The following is a 16,014-nucleotide window of genomic DNA, read 5'->3' on the forward strand; positions in this document are numbered from 1 at the left end:
CGCCAACGGCCCGAAATAGATGTAACAGGCCGTCAGTTGCCTGCGATGCCGGCTGTCGCTCCCCCGCACAATGCGGCTGTTACAAATTCGGAGCTGCCCATGAACATGGCCGCCACCCACCGCCCCGACCGCATCGTCGTCGTCGACGACGATGCGCGCATCCGCGACCTGCTGCGGCGCTACCTGACGCAGGAGGGCTTCGAGGTGCTGCTCGCCGAGGACGCCAAAGCGCTGAACAAGCTGCTCACGCGCGAGACCTTCGACCTCATCGTGCTCGACCTGATGCTGCCCGGCGAGGACGGCCTGAGCATTTGCCGGCGGCTGCGCGCGGCGAGCGACCGCACGCCGATCATCATGCTGACCGCGAAGGTCGAGGACGTCGACCGCATCGTCGGCCTCGAGGTCGGCGCCGACGACTACCTGCCCAAGCCGTTCAACCCGCGCGAGCTGCTCGCGCGCATCAACGCCGTGCTGCGCCGCCGCCCGCCGAGCGAGGCGCCGGGCGCGCCGTCGAAGGAGCCGCAGATCGTCACGTTCGGGCCGTTCGAGTTCGACCTGTCGCTGCGCAAGCTGACCAAGGACGGCCAGACGATCCCGCTGACCACCGGTGAGTTCTCGATGCTCAAGGCGCTCGTGCGCCACCCGCGCCAGCCGCTGTCGCGCGACAAGCTCGCGCAACTCGCGCGCGGGCGCGAGTTCGAGCCGTTCGACCGCAGCCTCGACGTGCAGGTCAGCCGGCTGCGCAAGCTGATCGAGCCCGACCCGGCGCAGCCGCGCTACATCCAGACGGTGTGGGGCGTGGGCTACGTCTTCGTCCCCGACGGCGCCGCGTGAGCCGGCCTGCCGCCGAGCGCGGCGAGAACCCGACGGCACGCGACCGGCGATCGTCGGCGGCGTGGCGCCCGACGCGCCCCGACTTCCCGAGCCGCATCGCGCACGCGGTCGCGCGACGCAGCCCGTTCGCGCTGAGCCTGTTCTCGCGCACCTTCCTGCTGCTCGCGCTGCTGCTGGGCGGCGGCATCTTCGCGTGGGTGCTGACGCTGCGCCAGCTCGAGCTCGAGCCGCGCGCGGTGCAGGCCGCGCGCGAGATCGCCGCGCTGGTCAACCTGTCGCGCGCGGCGCTGCGCTACAGCGACCCGATCGACCGCGTCGCCGTCGTCAAGACGATGAGCGAGGAGGAGGCGATCCGCGTGATGCCGCGCGAACCCGGCGACACCTGGGAGCCCTACGCCACCGACCGCTTCACCCGCCGCGTCGCCAACGAGCTGCGGGCGCGGCTCGAGCAGTACTCGATCCTCGCGCGCAGCGTCAACGGCCAGCCCGGCCTGTGGGTCGGCTTCACGATCGAAAACGACGCGTACTGGCTGCACGCCGACGCCGCGCGCATCCAGCCGCTGACGCCGGCGACCTACTTCGTGTGGGTGGGCATCGCGCTGGCGGCGACGCTGCTCGCGTCGGCCGCGGTGGCGCGCTGGATCAACCGCCCGCTGCAGGATCTGTCGTTCGCCGCCAGCCGCATCCGAGACGGCGAGTACGACTCGCGTCTCGACGAGGACACGATGACGCACGAGATCCGCCAGGTCAACATGGGCTTCAACCGCATGGCGCGCGAACTCGCGCGCATCGAGGAAGACCGCGCCGTGATGCTCGCCGGCATCAGCCACGACCTGCGCACGCCGCTCGCGCGGCTGCGGCTGGAGACCGAGATGAGCGTCGCCGACGAGGAGGCGCGGCGCAACATGGCCGCCGACATCGACCAGCTCGACGCGATCATCGACAAGTTCATGGACTACGCGCGCCCCGGCGAGACGCAGCTCAAGCCGGTGCCGCTGTCGGCGCTGGTGGACCGCGAGATCGCCGCGCTGCGCGAAACCTCCGAGGTCAAGGTCACGTCCAAGTTGGCGATCGACCTGATGGTGCTCGCCGACGAGACCGAGCTCGGCCGCGTGTTCGGCAACCTGTTCGAGAACGCGCGCCGCTACGCGCGCGGACCCGACGGGCTCGCGCGCGTCGAGATCACGTACCACCGCGAGGGCCCGTGGGTCGTCGTCAGCGTGCGCGACCACGGCCCGGGCGTGCCGCGCGACAAGCTGCCGCAGCTGACGACGCCGTTCTTCCGCGGCGACGCTGCGCGCACCGAGGCCACCGGCGCCGGCCTCGGCCTGGCCATCGTCGACAAGGCGATGCAGCGCATGGGCGGCAGCCTCGAGGTCGACAACGCCGAAGGCGGCGGCTTCGTCGCGCGTCTCAGGCTGCGGCGGGTGACGTAGCGCCGGCGTGCAGCGGCGCCGTCAGCGCGCGCAGCGCCGCCTCGTCGAGCGTCTCGCGCGCGAGCAGCTCGCGCGCGCAGCGCTCGAGCACGTCGCGGTGCTCGCGCAGGATCGCGGTCGCACGCTCGAAGGCGCCCATCACGATCGCGCGCACCGCCTCGTCAATGCGCTGCTGCGTCGCCGGGCTCGGCTGGCAGCCGCCCTGCGACATCGCCGGCACGTCGAGGAAACGCGGCGGCTGCGCCTCGTACGCGACGTAGCCCAGCTCCTCGACCATGCCGTAGCGCGTGACCATGTCACGCGCGATGTCGGTGACCTTGGCCAGGTCGTCGGCGGCGCCGGTCGACAGATGGCCGAAGACGAGCTTCTCGGCCGCACGGCCGCCGAGCAGCACCATGATCTTGCGCTCGAGCTCCTCGCGCGTCATCAGGAAGCGGTCCTCGGTCGGGCGCTGGATCGTGTAGCCGAGCGCGCCGATGCCGCGCGGGATGATCGACACCTTGTGCACCGGGTCGGTGCCGGGCAGCGCCATCGCAACGAGTGCGTGGCCCATCTCGTGGTAGGCCACGACTTCGCGCTCGCGCGCGTTGAGCACGCGGTTCTTCTTCTCGAGGCCGGCAACGATGCGTTCGATCGCCGTCGTGAAGTCCGCGAGCGTCACCTCGCCGGCGCCGCGGCGCGTGGCCGCGAGCGCGGCCTCGTTGCACAGGTTCGCGAGGTCGGCGCCGGAAAAGCCCGTGGTCAGCGCCGCCACCTGCTCGAGATCGACGTCGGGCGCGAGCCGGATCTTCCTGCTGTGCACCTTCAGAATCGCGACGCGCCCGCTCTTGTCGGGCCGGTCGACGAGCACCTGGCGGTCGAAGCGCCCGGCGCGCAGCAGCGCCGGGTCGAGGATCTCGGGCCGGTTCGTCGCCGCGAGCAGCACGAGGCCGCTCGAGCTGTCGAATCCGTCGAGCTCGACGAGCAGCTGGTTGAGCGTCTGCTCGCGCTCGTCGTGGCCGCCGATCGGGCCGGCTGCGCCGCGCGCGCGGCCGAGGGCGTCGAGCTCGTCGATGAAGATGATCGCCGGCGCCTTCTGCCGTGCCTGCTCGAACAGGTCGCGCACGCGCGCGGCGCCGACGCCGACGAACATCTCGACGAACTCGCTGCCCGAGATGCTGAAGAACGGCACACCGGCCTCGCCGGCCACGGCCTTGGCGATCAGCGTCTTGCCGGTGCCCGGCGGCCCCACGAGCAGCACGCCCTTGGGCATGCGCGCGCCCAGCCGGCCGTAGCCCTGCGGGTCCTTCAGGAACGCGACGATCTCCTGCAGCTCGGCCTTCGCTTCGTCGACACCGGCGACGTCGGCGAACGTCACGCCGGTGTCCTTCTCGACGTAGACCTTGGCGCGGCTCTTGCCGATGCTCATGAAGCCGCCCATGCCCATGCCCTGCTTCTCGATCACACGGCGGATCACGAAGAACCACAGGCCGAAGAACACCGCTGCCGGCACGACCCAGCTCAGCAGGTCGCGCAGCAGCGTGCTCTGCACGACGCGCGTGTACGGCACGTCGAACTGCGACAGCCGCGCCGCGAGGTCCGGCTCGACGCGGTTGGCGACGATCGTCGTCTTGCCGCCGGGGTCGGGCGTCTTCAGCCGGCCGGTGATCGTCGTCTCGCCGACGATCACCTCGGCCACGCGCCCCTCGGCCAGCGCGCGTTCGAACTGGCTGTACGGCACCGCTTCGACGGTGCTGGCGCTCTGCCACAGGCTTTGCAGGCTCAGCAGCGCGAGCATCGCGAGCAGCCAGTAGCCGACGTTCCACTGCGTCTTCGGGTCGGGCTTCATCGCGTCACGCTCCTGCCTGCAGCGTCACTTCGACCGTGCGCCGCTCGCCGCCGCGCAGCACCTCCAGCTGCACGACATCGCCGACGCGAAAGTCGTCGAGCCGCGCGAGCAGCTGGCCCACACCGTTCACCGGCTTGCCTTCGACGGCGACGATGACGTCGCCGGCCGCGACACCCTCGCCGGTCACCGTCGCGCCCCGCAGCCCCGCGGCCGCCGCCGCTGAGCCGGGCGCCACGCGCAGGATCACGACGCCCTCGACGCCCAGCGCCTGCGTCAGGCGCGCGTTGAGCGACTCGTCGACCTCGATGCCCAGCGCCGGGCGCACGTAGCGCCCGTGCTTGATCAGCTGCGGCACGACGCGGTTGACGGTGTCCACCGGCACCGCGAAGCCGATGCCGGCGCTCGCCCCCGAGGGGCTGTAGATCGCCGTGTTGATGCCGATCAGCCGCCCGCTCGAGTCGAGCAGCGGCCCACCCGAGTTGCCGGGGTTGATCGCCGCGTCGGTCTGGATCAGGTGCTCGATCGTCGCGCCGCGCTCGGTCGGCAGCGAGCGGTCGAGCGCCGAGACGATGCCGGTGGTCAGCGTCCAGTCCAGGCCGAACGGGTTGCCGATCGCGAACACCTTCTGGCCGACTTTCAGCGTCGCGCTCTGTCCCACCGGCACCGGCGGCGGACGGTTGAAGCCCACGCCGATCTTCAGCACCGCGATGTCGTGCGACGGGCTCGCGCCGACCAGCGCCGCGCGCACCTCGCGCCCGTCGGCCAGCCGCACGAACGCCTCGCTGGCGCCCTCGACGACGTGGAAGTTGGTCACGACGTGGCCGTGCTCGTCCCAGATGAAGCCGCTGCCGGTGCCGCGCGGCACCGAGAACACGTTGCGCGTCCAGAAGTCGCGCACCTGCGCGCGCGTCGTGATGAACACGACCGAATCGCGCGAGCGCTCGAACAGCTCGATCGTCGCGCGCTCGTCGGCCGCGAGGTCGCCGGCGGCGGCGATCGGTCGCGGCGCGGCATCGAGACGCGCCGCATCGGGCGCCGGGCCGGGCAGCCAGCGCCACAGCGCGATCAGCGCCGCCGCGGCCAGCGTCAGCCACAGCAGGCGCGACACGAAACGGTCGGTCATTTCACCCCCTGCGCACGCGCCGCGCGGTCGTCGCGGTCGCGCATCAGCCAGTAGACGCAGCCCAGCGCCAGCGCCGCCCCCGACAGCGCGGCGATCTTGGCCGGGCTGGTGTCGGGGTCGAGGATCACGAACTTGCGCGCCAGCGCGATCAGCGCGATCAGCACCACGGTGCGCACCTGGATGATGCTCTCGCGGCGCAGCGCCACCTTGACGATGGAATGCTTGAACTCCATCGCGATCAGCAGCGTCATGATCATCCCGAACACGGTCTGGAAGGTCGCATGGTCGAGCGGGTTGAACGCATCGAGCAGCAGCAGGCGAAACACCGTGCCGATCAGCTGCATCATCGAGACGACGACGATGACGGCGATCACGGCGCTGAGCACGAGCGCGATGATCTGCTCGAAGCGCTCGTAGAAGCTCATCACCGCGAGCTCGTCGGCCAGCTCGCGCCATGCGCTCTTGCGCGGTCGGGTCGGTTCGTTCATCGCCGGCATTCAATCACAACCTCGCGGGCGGCTCAGGCGCCGGCGTCGAGCACGACGTCGACCTCGACGCTGCGCCCATCGCGCCGCAGCTGCAGCCGCACGCGCTCGCCGACGCGGAAGTCGTCGAGGCGGCCCAGCAGCTGGCCAACGCTGGCCACCGGCCGCCCGTCGATGCCGACGATCACGTCGCCCGGCTGCCAGCGCCCGTCGGCGCCGCGGCGGATGCCGCGCAGCCCCGCGCGCTCGGCGCCCGAGCCGGGCAGCACGCGCAACACGAACACGCCCTCGACACCGAGCGCACGCGACAGGCGCTGGTTCAGCGCGTCGTCGAGCTCGATGCCCAGCGACGGCCGGATGTAGCGCCCGTGGCGGATCAGCTGCGGCACGACGCGGTTGACGGTGTCCACCGGCACCGCGAAGCCGATGCCCGCGCTCGCCCCCGACGGGCTGTAGATCGCCGTGTTGACGCCGATCAGCCGTCCGGCCGAATCGAGCAGCGGACCGCCCGAGTTGCCCGGGTTGATCGCGGCGTCGGTCTGGATCAGGTGCTCGATCGTCGCGCCCGAATCGCTCGGCAGCGAGCGGTCGAGCGCCGAGACGATGCCGGTGGTCAGCGTCCAGTCGAGGCCGAACGGGTTGCCGATCGCGTAGACGCGCTGGCCCACGCGCAGGTCGTGGCTGGTGCCCAGCGGCACCGCCGGCGGGCGGTCGAACGGCACGCCGATCTTCAGCACCGCGAGGTCGTGCGACGGACTCACGCCGACCAGCGCGGCCTGCACCTCACGACCGTCGGCGAGCCGCACGACGGCCTCGCTCGCGCCCTCGATCACGTGCGCGTTCGTCACGACGTGGCCGGCGTCGTCCCAGATGAAGCCGCTGCCGGTGCCGCGCGGCACCGAGAACACGTTGCGCGTGAACAGGTCGCGCACCTGCTGGCGCGTCGCGATGTAGACGACCGACTCGCGCGCGCGCTCGAACAGCTCGATCGTCGCGCGCTCGTCGGCGCCCAGCGGCCCGCGCGGCGCGACGGTGCGCGGCTGATGCGCGAAGGCGCGCGGTGCCAGCACGCCGAAGCCGATCGCGGCCACCGCCGCGCGGCGGTCCAGGCTCATTCGAGCCCCAGCGCGCGCAGCCGCGCGCGCAGGCGGGCGAGTTCGTCCTGCAGGTCGGCCACCAGCGCCGCGAGCTCGGGCACCGCGTCGAAGTCGCGCTCGACCTGCGCCATGCAGCGCACGCGCCGCAGTGCCGCGGCGTCGAAGCGCCACGCGTCGCCGGGGCCGAGCGGCTGCGCCGCGATCAGTCCCGCGGCCACGCGCTCGTGCACCCACGCGGCGTCGACGCCGCCGACGCGGCACAGCTCGTCGAGGTCGAGCCACAGCTCGTCGAGCAGCGCTTCGACGGGAACGATCGGACGGATCATGACGTGCTCCTGCGTTCGGCCTCGGCGGCGGCCACCTTGCGCGCATCGAAGTCGGTCAGCTCGGCGGCCATGCGCTCGTACAGCGCCTTCGCGCGCGGGTCGTAGGCGCTGGGCAGCACGACGCGCAGCTGCAGCTCGAGGTCGCCCGGCGTGCGCGCGGGCAGGCCTTTGCCGCGCACCGTCAGCGTCTGCCCCGACTGCGCGCCGGCGGGCACGCGCACGCGCAGCGTCGAGCCGTCGGGCAGCGCGACCGGCACGACGGCGCCGAGCGCAGCTTCCCAGGGCGCCACCGGCAGGTCGGCGATCAGCGTCGTGCCGTCGAGCCGGAAGCGCGGATGCGGACGGATCGCGACTTCGAGGAACAGGTCGCCGGCCGGTGCGCCGCCGTGGCCGGCGCCGCCCTGCCCCGCCAGCCGGATCATCTGCCCCGGCTTGACGCCGGGCGGGATCTTCACGTCGAGCGTGCGCTCGACGAGCACGACGCGCCCGTGCGCGTCGAGCTGCGGACTGCGCAGCGTGACCTGGCGCGTCGCGCCGCGCCACGCGTCCTCGAGGTCGAGCACGATCTTCGCGTGGTGGTCCTCGCCGCGCGCGGCGAAGCCCTCGTGCGCCGCGTGCGCGCCGGCCGCGCCGCGGCGCCGCCCGGTGCCCATGCGGCCGAACAGCTCGGCGAAGAAATCGCTGAACTCGCCGGCGTCCATGCCCTCGAAGCCGCGGCCGCTGAACTCGAACCCGGCGTCCCAGTCCGGCGGCGGCGTGAACGGCTCGCCGGCGCGGCGGCCCTGGCCGACCGCGTCGTAGGCGGCGCGCTTCTCGGCGTCGGACAGCACCGCGTAGGCCTCGTTGACCTCGCTCATGCGCGCCGCGGCGTCGGGCTCCTTGCTGACGTCGGGGTGGTACTTGCGCGCCAGCTTGCGGTAGGCCTTCTTGATCTCGTCGGCGCTCGCGTCACGCGCGACGCCCAGAACGGCGTAGTAGTCCTTGAACTCCACGGTGATTGGCTCCTGCGGCGGCTATCTGCGAGCGCGTCGGGCCGATTCAACCCCCGTCCGCCCGCGACCCCTCTTGAAGCCGGCGCCTGCCAACCCTACATCATCGGCAGCGACGCGGCCAGCACCGGCCGCGCGCACCCGATTCATCAAGGAGCAACGACCATGTTGTATCGAAGCCTGTTTCCCCGCGACCTGTTCGCGGAAATGGACCGCCTGACGCGCGAGATGCAGCAGGCGTTCGAGGTCTCGCCGAGCATCCGCGGCATCGGCCGTGGCGGCTTCCCGGCACTGAACATCGGCAGCACCGCCGAGGCGATCGAGGTTTACGCCTTCGCGCCCGGCATCGACCCGGCCAAGGTCGAGGTGCAGCTCGACCGCGGTGTGCTGACGATCAGCGGCGAGCGCGCCGGCCTGCCCGAAGGCGACGCGAAGACGACGCTGCACGTCAACGAGCGTTTCGCCGGCCGCTTCCGCCGCGTGATCAGCCTGCCCGACGACATCGACCCGAACGCCGTCAGCGCCGACTACCGCGACGGTGTGCTGCACGTCAGCATCAAGCGCCGCGCGTCGGCCCAACCGCGCCGCATCGAGGTGCAGTGAGCTGCAGGAGGACCGCACGATGAACGAACAAGCCGTTGCCACCACGACCGCGTCGGCCACGCCGACCACCCCCCGCCGCGACGAGCCGGCACTGCTGCCGCCGGTCGACGTGATCGAGGACGCCACCGGCATCACGCTGTACGCCGACCTGCCGGGCGTGCCGAAGGACAAGCTGAACCTGCGCGTCGAGGGCGACACGCTGTCGATCGACGCCGACCTCGTGCTGCCGCTGCCGCAGGGCATGGAGGCCAGCCACGCCGAGGTGCAGCTCGCGCGCTACCGCCGCGCGTTCACGCTGAGCAAGGAGCTCGATGCGGCCAAGGTCAGCGCCGAGCTCACGCACGGTGTGCTGCGCGTGCGCATCCCGAAGGCCGAGCACGCGCAGCCGCGGCGCATCGAGATCCAGGTCGGCTGACGCTGCCCGCCCGCGGCGCGGGCGCATCCCGCGCCGCTTGTGCCGACTCATGACGAATGGAGGTTCCGGATGAAGATGAGTGACATCCGCCAGAGCTTCGGTTCGCTGTGGGACACGGTGGCCGAAGGCTGGGACCGGCTGCGCGAGCGCGCGGCCGGCGCACTGACGCGCTACCGGCCGGGCGCCAAGTCGAACCTGCCGGCGCGCGACGAGATCGACGACGCGAGCTACGTCCCCACCGCCGGCTGGGCGATGCTCGGCGGCGACGTGTTCGAGGACGAGCGGCGCGTCGTCGTGCGGCTCGAGGTGCCGGGCATGGACAAGCGCGACTTCGACATCGAGGTGTTCGGCGACACGCTCGTCGTGCGCGGCGAGAAGCGCTTCGAGCGCGAGGACACCGAAGGCCGCTGGCGCGTGCTGCAGTGCGCCTACGGCGCCTTCCAGCGCCAGGTGCCGCTGCCGGTGCCGGTCAAGGGCGACGAGGCGCGCGCCACCTACCGCAACGGCGTGCTGCGCATCGAGCTGCCGAAGCGGCAGCCGTCGAAGCCGCGCGTCGTGCAGATCCGCGTGGGCTGACGCGCCGGCGCTGCCCTCGGTTCCCCCCGGGGCGCAGGCGGCGGCACCCGCAGGGCCGCCGCCCGCGCGTCGGCCGCAAGGCGCTCGGCCGGGACCGCAGCGCGTCGGGGACTATCGCCGGCATGGCAAACCCCTCCCTCGAGACGCCGGTGCTCATTGCCGGTGGCGGCATCGGCGGCATGGCGCTGGCGCTGACGCTGCACCAGATCGGCGTGCCCTGCACCGTCTTCGAAGCCGTCACCGAGCTCAAGCCGCTGGGCGTGGGCATCAACCTGCAGCCCAACGCGGTGCGCGAGCTCTACGACCTGCGCCTGGACGCCGACGTGCTCGACACCATCGGCATCCAGGTCCGTGAGTGGGCGCTGGTGGACCGCAACGGCAACGACGTCTACGCCGAGCCGCGGGGCCTGCGGGCCGGCTACCGCTGGCCGCAGTACGCGGTGCACCGCGGGCAGCTGCAGAGCTGCTGTACCGCACGGTGCTCGCGCGGCTGGGCGCGTCGGCAGTGCGCCTCGGTCACCGCGTCACCGGCTACCGGCAAGATCACGATGGCGTCGTCGCCCTCGTGCAGACCCGCGACGGGCGCACCTCGAGGAGCGCGGCGCGCTGCTGGCGGCGGCCGACGGCCTGCACTCGGCGGTGCGCGCGCAGATGCATCCGCAGCAGCCGCCGATCCACTGGGGCGGCGCCATCATGTGGCGCGGCACGACGCCGGGTGTGCCGATCCGCACCGGCTCGTCGTTCGTCGGTCTGGGCTCGGCGCGGCACCGCGTGGTGCTGTACCCGATCTCGCAGCCCGACCGTGTCACCGGGCTGGCCACGATCAACTGGATCGCCGAGATCACGGTGGACAACAGCGGCGGCTGGACGCAGGGCGACTGGAACCGCCGCGTGACGGTGGAGGAGTTCGCCCACCACTTCGACGGGTGGAACTACGGCTGGCTCGACGTGCCGGCGATGCTGCGCGGTGCCCGCGAAATCTTCGAGTACCCGATGATCGACCGCGACCCGGTGCCCACCTGGGTCGACGGGCGAGTCGCGCTGCTCGGTGATGCTGCCCACGTGATGTACCCGACCGGCTCCAACGGCGCGAGCCAGGCGATCGTCGACTCCCGCGTGCTCGGCGCGTCGATCCTCGCGCACGGCGTGACCGCCCAGGCGCTGAAAGCCTACGACGACAAGCTGTGCGCCGACGTGTCGGCGCTCGTGCTGCGCAACCGCGGCGCGGGGCCCTTCGGCCTGCTGAACCTGGTCGACGAGCGCTGCGGCGGCGTGTTCGACGACATCGAGCAGGTGATCCCGGCGGCCGAACGCGAGGCCTTCATGGCGCGCTACAAGGCGGCGGCCGGGCTGATCATCGAGACGCTGAACGCGGCCCCGCCGACGATCCCGCCCGGCGCGCGCGTGCGTGGCTGAGCGCTGGCTGCCGCGCGCGTCGCGGCAAGCGGTGTGCGGCGCGCCCGAGGCCCCGAGGGTGCAGGGGCCGTCAGAGCCGCAGCGGCCGTCGTGTCACCCGCGCCGACGCGGAACGGCGCTCACGTGCGCCGCTCACGTGCGCAGCAGCAGGCTCACCGCCCGCGCCTCGATCGCCCGCCCCTCGCCCACCGGCCCCATCTTCTCGGCCGTCTTGGCCTTGACGTTGACCTGATCGGCGGCGACACCCATCGCCGCGGCGAGCCGCTCGCGCATCGCCGGGATGTGCGGCGCCATCTTCGGCGCCTGCGCGACGATCGTCGCGTCGACGTTGCCGATCGTCCAGCCGGCCGCGCGCACGCGGCGCGCGGCTTCGGCCAGCAGCACGAGCGAGTCGGCGCCCTGGAACTGCGGGTCGGTGTCGGGGAAGTGGCGCCCGATGTCGCCGAGCGCGGCGGCACCCAGCAGCGCGTCGGTGATCGCGTGGGCGAGCGCGTCGGCATCCGAATGGCCCGCCAGCCCGTGCGTGTGCGGGATCGTCACGCCGCCGAGGATCAGCGGCCGCCCGGTGACGAGGGCGTGCGTGTCCCAGCCCTCGCCGATGCGCATCGTCATCATCGTGTGGGTTCCCGTCGTGGAGCCGCGCGACGCGAGCAGCCGCTCGGCGAGCGCGAAGTCGGCCGGCCACGTGACCTTGAAGTTCTCCAGCGGCGCGGCGACCAGCCGCGGCGCCAGGCCCAGCGCCTCGACGGCGCTCGCCTCGTCGGTGACGGCGCCGCCGGCGGCGGCCAGCGCGCGCCGCAGCAGCCCGAGGCGGAACATCTGCGGCGTCTGCGCGGCCCACTTGCCGGCGCGGTCCACCGTGGCAGCCACGTGCCTCGTGTCGTCGGCCTGCTTCAGCGTGTCGGACACCGGCTGCGCGAGCAGACCGCCGACGTCGTGCCCGAGGCACGCGTCGATCAGCGCGTCGACCCATTCGGGGCGCAGCAGGCAGCGCGCCGCGTCGTGCACCAGCACCCAGTCGTCGTCGGCCGCGCCGCGGCGCGCGAGCTCGACGAGCCCTGCGGCGACGCTGGCCGCGCGCGTCGCGCCGCCCACTCGCGCCACCCAGCCGCGGTCGCCGGCGAAGCCGGGCACGGCCGCCTCGAACTGCGCGTCGTCGGGGGCCAGCACGACGAGCGTGGCCGCCAGCCGCGGCACCGCGGCGAGCGCCGCCAGCGTGTGCGCGACCATCGCGCGGCCAGCGATGGGCCGGTACTGCTTCGGCCCCTCGGTGCCGGCACGGCTGCCGCTGCCGGCGCACGGCACGAGGGCGAACAGGCGCGGGGCGGGAGGATGGGGCGTCGTCACGATGGCGGCGACTGTACGCGAGCGCCGCCTAGAATCCCGCGCGGCCCCGTTGCGGGGCTTTCGTCGTTTCTTCGCCGATGCAGTTGCCTTCCATCGCCCCCGGCAAGCGCTTCACCGTGCCGCGTCCGCTCGGCTCGGCCGACGCGCTGCTGCTCGCGCGCCACGCGCAGGCGCAAGCCGCGGCCGGGCGGCTGCTGGCCATCGTCACCGCCGAGCCGGCCGACGTGCACCGGCTCGAGGACGAGATGCGCTTCTTCGCGCCCGAGCTGCGCGTGGCCGTGTTCCCCGACTGGGAGACGCTGCCGTACGACACGTTCAGCCCGCACCAGGACCTGGTGTCGGAGCGGCTCGCGACGCTGTGGCGCGTCTACAAGCAGCACGACGTCGACGTGCTGCTGCTGCCGGCCACGACCGCGCTGCAGCGCCTCGCGCCGCCGTCGTTCCTCGCCGCCTACACCTTCGAGTTCAAGCAGAAGCAGAAGCTCGACGAGGCGGCGCTGAAGGCGCAGCTGACGCTCGCCGGCTACCACCACGTCAGCCAGGTCGTCGCGCCGGGCGAGTACGCGGTGCGCGGCGGGCTGATCGACCTGTTCCCGATGGGCTCGCCGGTGCCGTACCGCGTCGACCTGTTCGACGACGAGGTCGACTCGATCCGCACCTTCGACCCCGACACGCAGAGGAGCCTCTACCCGGTGCCCGAGGTGCGCCTGCTGCCCGGGCGCGAGTTCCCGCTCGACGAGGCGGCGCGCACCGCGTTCCGCGCGCGCTGGCGCGAGAAGATGGAAGGCGACCCGACGAAGTCGCGCATCTACAAGGACATCGCGCAGGGCATCGCCAGCGGCGGCATCGAGTACTACCTGCCGCTGTTCTTCGACCAGACGGCGACGATCTTCGACCATTTGGGTGAGAGTGCTGCACTCGTGCTGCACGGCGAAGTGGACCGTGCGCTCGACCGCTTCTGGCACGACACGCGCGAGCGCCACCGCTTCCTGCAGCACGACCCCGAGCGGCCGATCCTGCCGCCGGAGGACCTCTTCCTGCGCCCCGACGAGTTCTTCGCGCGCACGCAGCCGCACGCGACGCTCGTCGTGCGCGGCGAAGGCGAGGTCGACTGGGCGCGGCCGCTGCCCAACGTCGCGATCGAGCGCGGCACGCCCGAACCGCTGAAGGCGCTCGAGATGCATCTGCACGCGACGCTGCACCGCGTGCTGCTGATCGCCGAGAGCGAGGGCCGGCGCGAGACGATCCTCGACCTGCTGCGCGACCACGGCATCCGCGTGCCCGCGGTGGACAGCCTGCAGGCCTTCGAGGAGGGCGACGCGCGCATCGCGATCGCCGCCGCGCCGCTCGCCGAGGGCTTCTTCTGGCACGAGCCCGCCGAAGGGCACGTGATCCAGTTCATCACCGAGACGGAGCTGTTCGCCAGCACGCGCGAGGCGCGCCGGCGCCGCCGGCAGGAGCGCACCAGCGACGTCGACGCGCTCATCAAGGACCTGTCGGAGCTCAACGTCGGCGACCCCGTGGTGCACCTGAACCACGGCATCGGCCGCTACCGCGGGCTCGTGCACATCGACCTTGGCGACGGCGACAGCGAGTTCCTGCACCTCGAGTACGCCGACAAGGCGACGCTGTACGTGCCGGTCGCGCAGCTGCACCTGATCAGCCGCTACACCGGCGTCAGCGCCGACGAGGCGCCGCTGCACAAGCTGGGCTCCGGGCAGTGGGAGAAGGCCAAGCGGCGCGCTGCCGAGCAGGTGCGCGACACCGCCGCCGAGCTGCTCGACCTGTACGCACGCCGCGCCGCGCGCCGGGGACACGCGCACCCGTTCAACGTGCACGACTACGAGGCCTTCGCCGCGAGTTTCGGCTTCGAGGAGACGCCGGACCAGCGCGCGGCGATCCACGCCGTGATCCACGACATGACGAGCGACAAGCCGATGGACCGCCTGGTGTGCGGCGACGTCGGCTTCGGCAAGACCGAGGTCGCGCTGCGCGCGGCCTTCATCGCCGTCTCGGGCGGCAAGCAGGTCGCGATCCTGGCGCCGACGACGCTGCTCGCCGAGCAGCACTTCCAGACGATCAGCGACCGCTTCGGCAAGTGGCCGGTCAAGGTCGCCGAGCTGTCGCGCTTTCGCAGCGCCAAGGAGGTCAAGACGGCGCTCGACGGGCTGGCCGACGGCAGCGTCGACATCGTCGTCGGCACGCACCGGCTGCTCTCCCCCGACGTGAAGTTCGCGCGCCTGGGCCTGCTCGTCATCGACGAGGAGCACCGCTTCGGCGTGCGCCACAAGGAGGCGATCAAGGCCTTCCGCTCCGAGGTCGACGTGCTGACGCTGACCGCCACGCCGATCCCGCGCACGCTGGGCATGGCGCTCGAAGGCCTGCGCGACCTGAGCGTGATCGCCACCGCGCCGCAGCGGCGCCTGGCGATCAAGACCTTCGTGCGCAACGAGCACAACGGCGTGATCCGCGAGGCCGTGCTGCGCGAACTCAAGCGCGGCGGGCAGGTGTACTTCCTGCACAACGAGGTCGAGACGATCCTCAACCGCCGCGACAAGCTGGCGGAATTGCTCCCCGAGGCGCGCATCGGCGTCGCCCACGGCCAGATGCCCGAGCGCGAGCTCGAGCGCGTGATGCGCGACTTCGTCGCCCAGCGCCACAACGTGCTGCTGTGCTCGACGATCATCGAGACCGGCATCGACGTGCCGACCGCGAACACGATCGTGATCAGCCGCGCCGACAAGTTCGGCCTCGCCCAGCTGCACCAGCTGCGCGGGCGCGTGGGCCGCAGCCACCACCAGGCCTACGCGTACCTGCTCGTGCCGGACCTGGAAGGCCTGTCGAAGGTCGCGGCGCAGCGGCTCGACGCGATCCAGCAGATGGAGGAGCTCGGCAGCGGCTTCTACCTCGCGATGCACGACCTCGAGATCCGCGGCGCCGGCGAGGTGCTCGGCGAACACCAGAGCGGCAACATGCAGGAGGTGGGCTTCCAGCTCTTCAACGAGATGCTCGCCGAGGCCGTGCGCGCGCTCAAGGCCGGCCGCGAGCCCGACCTGCTGGGGCCGCTGTCGGGCGTGTTCGGCTCGACCGAGATCAACCTGCACGCCCCCGCGCTGCTGCCCGACAGCTACTGCGGCGACGTGCACGTGCGCCTGAGCCTGTACAAGCGGCTGGCCACCGCCGACCGCGCCGAGGCGATCGACGCGATGCTGGAAGAAATCACCGACCGCTTCGGCAAGCTGCCACCGCAGGGGCAGACGCTGTTCGACACGCACCGCCTGCGCGTGCTCGCGAAGAGCTACGGCGTCGCGAAGGTCGACGCCGGGCCGCAGGTGATCGTGATCATGTTCCGCCCGAACCCGCCGGTCGATGCGCTGAAGATCATCGAGCTGGTGCAGAAGAACCGCGCGATCAAGCTCGCCGGCAACGACAAGCTGCGCATCGAGCGGCCGCTGGCCGACCCGAAAGAGCGCGCCCAGCTGGTGCGCGACGTGCTGCGCTCGCTGGGCACGCCACGCGTCGAGGCGGCGGCGGCCTGA

14 protein-coding genes and 1 pseudogene are annotated in these 16,014 nt (G+C 72.2%); 8 read left to right on the plus strand and 7 right to left on the minus strand.

What is annotated here, in order from left to right; all coding sequences use genetic code 11:
- The first annotated feature begins 105 nt into the window (after positions 1-105).
- Positions 106-834, plus strand: a complete 729-nt coding sequence (gene ompR / locus DRV96_RS03225; RefSeq protein ID WP_119287801.1) for an osmolarity response regulator transcription factor OmpR — start codon at positions 106-108, stop codon at positions 832-834.
- Entirely contained in the window at positions 831-2,270 is a 1,440-nt protein-coding gene (locus DRV96_RS03230; protein WP_235823259.1) for a sensor histidine kinase, read from the plus strand. The genes ompR and DRV96_RS03230 overlap by 4 nt, the downstream gene beginning before the upstream one ends.
- On the opposite strand, the gene ftsH is transcribed toward DRV96_RS03230, so the two are convergent.
- The 6 genes from ftsH to DRV96_RS03260 all read right to left on the minus strand — a co-directional run bounded on the left by ftsH (position 2,248) and on the right by DRV96_RS03260 (position 8,121).
- The gene (ftsH, locus tag DRV96_RS03235; protein WP_119287673.1) at positions 2,248-4,098 is read right to left on the minus strand and encodes an ATP-dependent zinc metalloprotease FtsH; all 1,851 of its coding nucleotides are present in this window, start codon (positions 4,096-4,098) and stop codon (positions 2,248-2,250) included. The genes DRV96_RS03230 and ftsH overlap by 23 nt on opposite strands.
- A gap of 4 nt (positions 4,099-4,102) precedes the next feature.
- On the minus strand, positions 4,103-5,221 hold the full coding sequence (locus DRV96_RS03240) for a S1C family serine protease (protein WP_119287675.1): 1,119 nt from the start codon (positions 5,219-5,221) through the stop codon (positions 4,103-4,105).
- A complete protein-coding gene (locus DRV96_RS03245; RefSeq protein ID WP_473199542.1) occupies positions 5,218-5,646 on the minus strand; it encodes a phosphate-starvation-inducible PsiE family protein in 429 nt (142 codons plus the stop codon). The genes DRV96_RS03240 and DRV96_RS03245 overlap by 4 nt, the downstream gene beginning before the upstream one ends.
- A 95-nt stretch (positions 5,647-5,741) precedes the next feature.
- A complete protein-coding gene (locus DRV96_RS03250; RefSeq protein WP_119287679.1) occupies positions 5,742-6,821 on the minus strand; it encodes a S1C family serine protease in 1,080 nt (359 codons plus the stop codon).
- A complete protein-coding gene (locus DRV96_RS03255; RefSeq protein ID WP_119287681.1) occupies positions 6,818-7,129 on the minus strand; it encodes a chaperone modulator CbpM in 312 nt (103 codons plus the stop codon). The genes DRV96_RS03250 and DRV96_RS03255 overlap by 4 nt, the downstream gene beginning before the upstream one ends.
- Positions 7,126-8,121, minus strand: coding sequence for a DnaJ C-terminal domain-containing protein (locus tag DRV96_RS03260; RefSeq protein WP_119287684.1), 996 nt, complete (start codon positions 8,119-8,121; stop codon positions 7,126-7,128). The genes DRV96_RS03255 and DRV96_RS03260 overlap by 4 nt, the downstream gene beginning before the upstream one ends.
- A 165-nt stretch (positions 8,122-8,286) precedes the next feature.
- On the opposite strand from DRV96_RS03260, the gene DRV96_RS03265 reads away from it, so the two are divergent.
- From DRV96_RS03265 to DRV96_RS18520, 5 genes and pseudogenes are all read left to right on the plus strand, one after another.
- Positions 8,287-8,721 (plus strand): Hsp20/alpha crystallin family protein, encoded by a 435-nt coding sequence (locus tag DRV96_RS03265; protein WP_119287805.1) that lies wholly within the window; start codon positions 8,287-8,289, stop codon positions 8,719-8,721.
- Positions 8,722-8,740: 19 nt separating this feature from the next.
- Positions 8,741-9,136 carry an Hsp20/alpha crystallin family protein gene (locus DRV96_RS03270; protein ID WP_119287686.1) on the plus strand — a complete coding sequence of 132 codons (396 nt, stop codon included), beginning with the start codon at positions 8,741-8,743 and terminating at the stop codon, positions 9,134-9,136.
- A 69-nt stretch (positions 9,137-9,205) separates the two neighbouring features.
- Positions 9,206-9,712, plus strand: coding sequence for an Hsp20/alpha crystallin family protein (locus tag DRV96_RS03275; RefSeq protein WP_119287688.1), 507 nt, complete (start codon positions 9,206-9,208; stop codon positions 9,710-9,712).
- A 179-nt stretch (positions 9,713-9,891) separates the two neighbouring features.
- A pseudogene (locus DRV96_RS18790) lies at positions 9,892-9,984 on the plus strand (hypothetical protein); the annotation flags it as partial.
- Between the two features lie 379 nt (positions 9,985-10,363).
- Entirely contained in the window at positions 10,364-11,128 is a 765-nt protein-coding gene (locus DRV96_RS18520; RefSeq protein WP_235823260.1) for an FAD-dependent monooxygenase, read from the plus strand.
- A gap of 132 nt (positions 11,129-11,260) precedes the next feature.
- Here DRV96_RS18520 and ispF read toward each other — a convergent pair whose 3' ends face one another.
- On the minus strand, positions 11,261-12,475 hold the full coding sequence (ispF, locus tag DRV96_RS03285; RefSeq protein WP_119287690.1) for a 2-C-methyl-D-erythritol 2,4-cyclodiphosphate synthase: 1,215 nt from the start codon (positions 12,473-12,475) through the stop codon (positions 11,261-11,263).
- A 77-nt stretch (positions 12,476-12,552) separates the two neighbouring features.
- On the opposite strand from ispF, the gene mfd reads away from it, so the two are divergent.
- Positions 12,553-16,014, plus strand: a complete 3,462-nt coding sequence (gene mfd, locus DRV96_RS03290) for a transcription-repair coupling factor (protein ID WP_119287693.1) — start codon at positions 12,553-12,555, stop codon at positions 16,012-16,014.

This window comes from Azohydromonas sediminis, assembly GCF_003574675.1.
Taxonomy (GTDB): domain Bacteria; phylum Pseudomonadota; class Gammaproteobacteria; order Burkholderiales; family Burkholderiaceae_C; genus Calidifontimicrobium; species Calidifontimicrobium sediminis.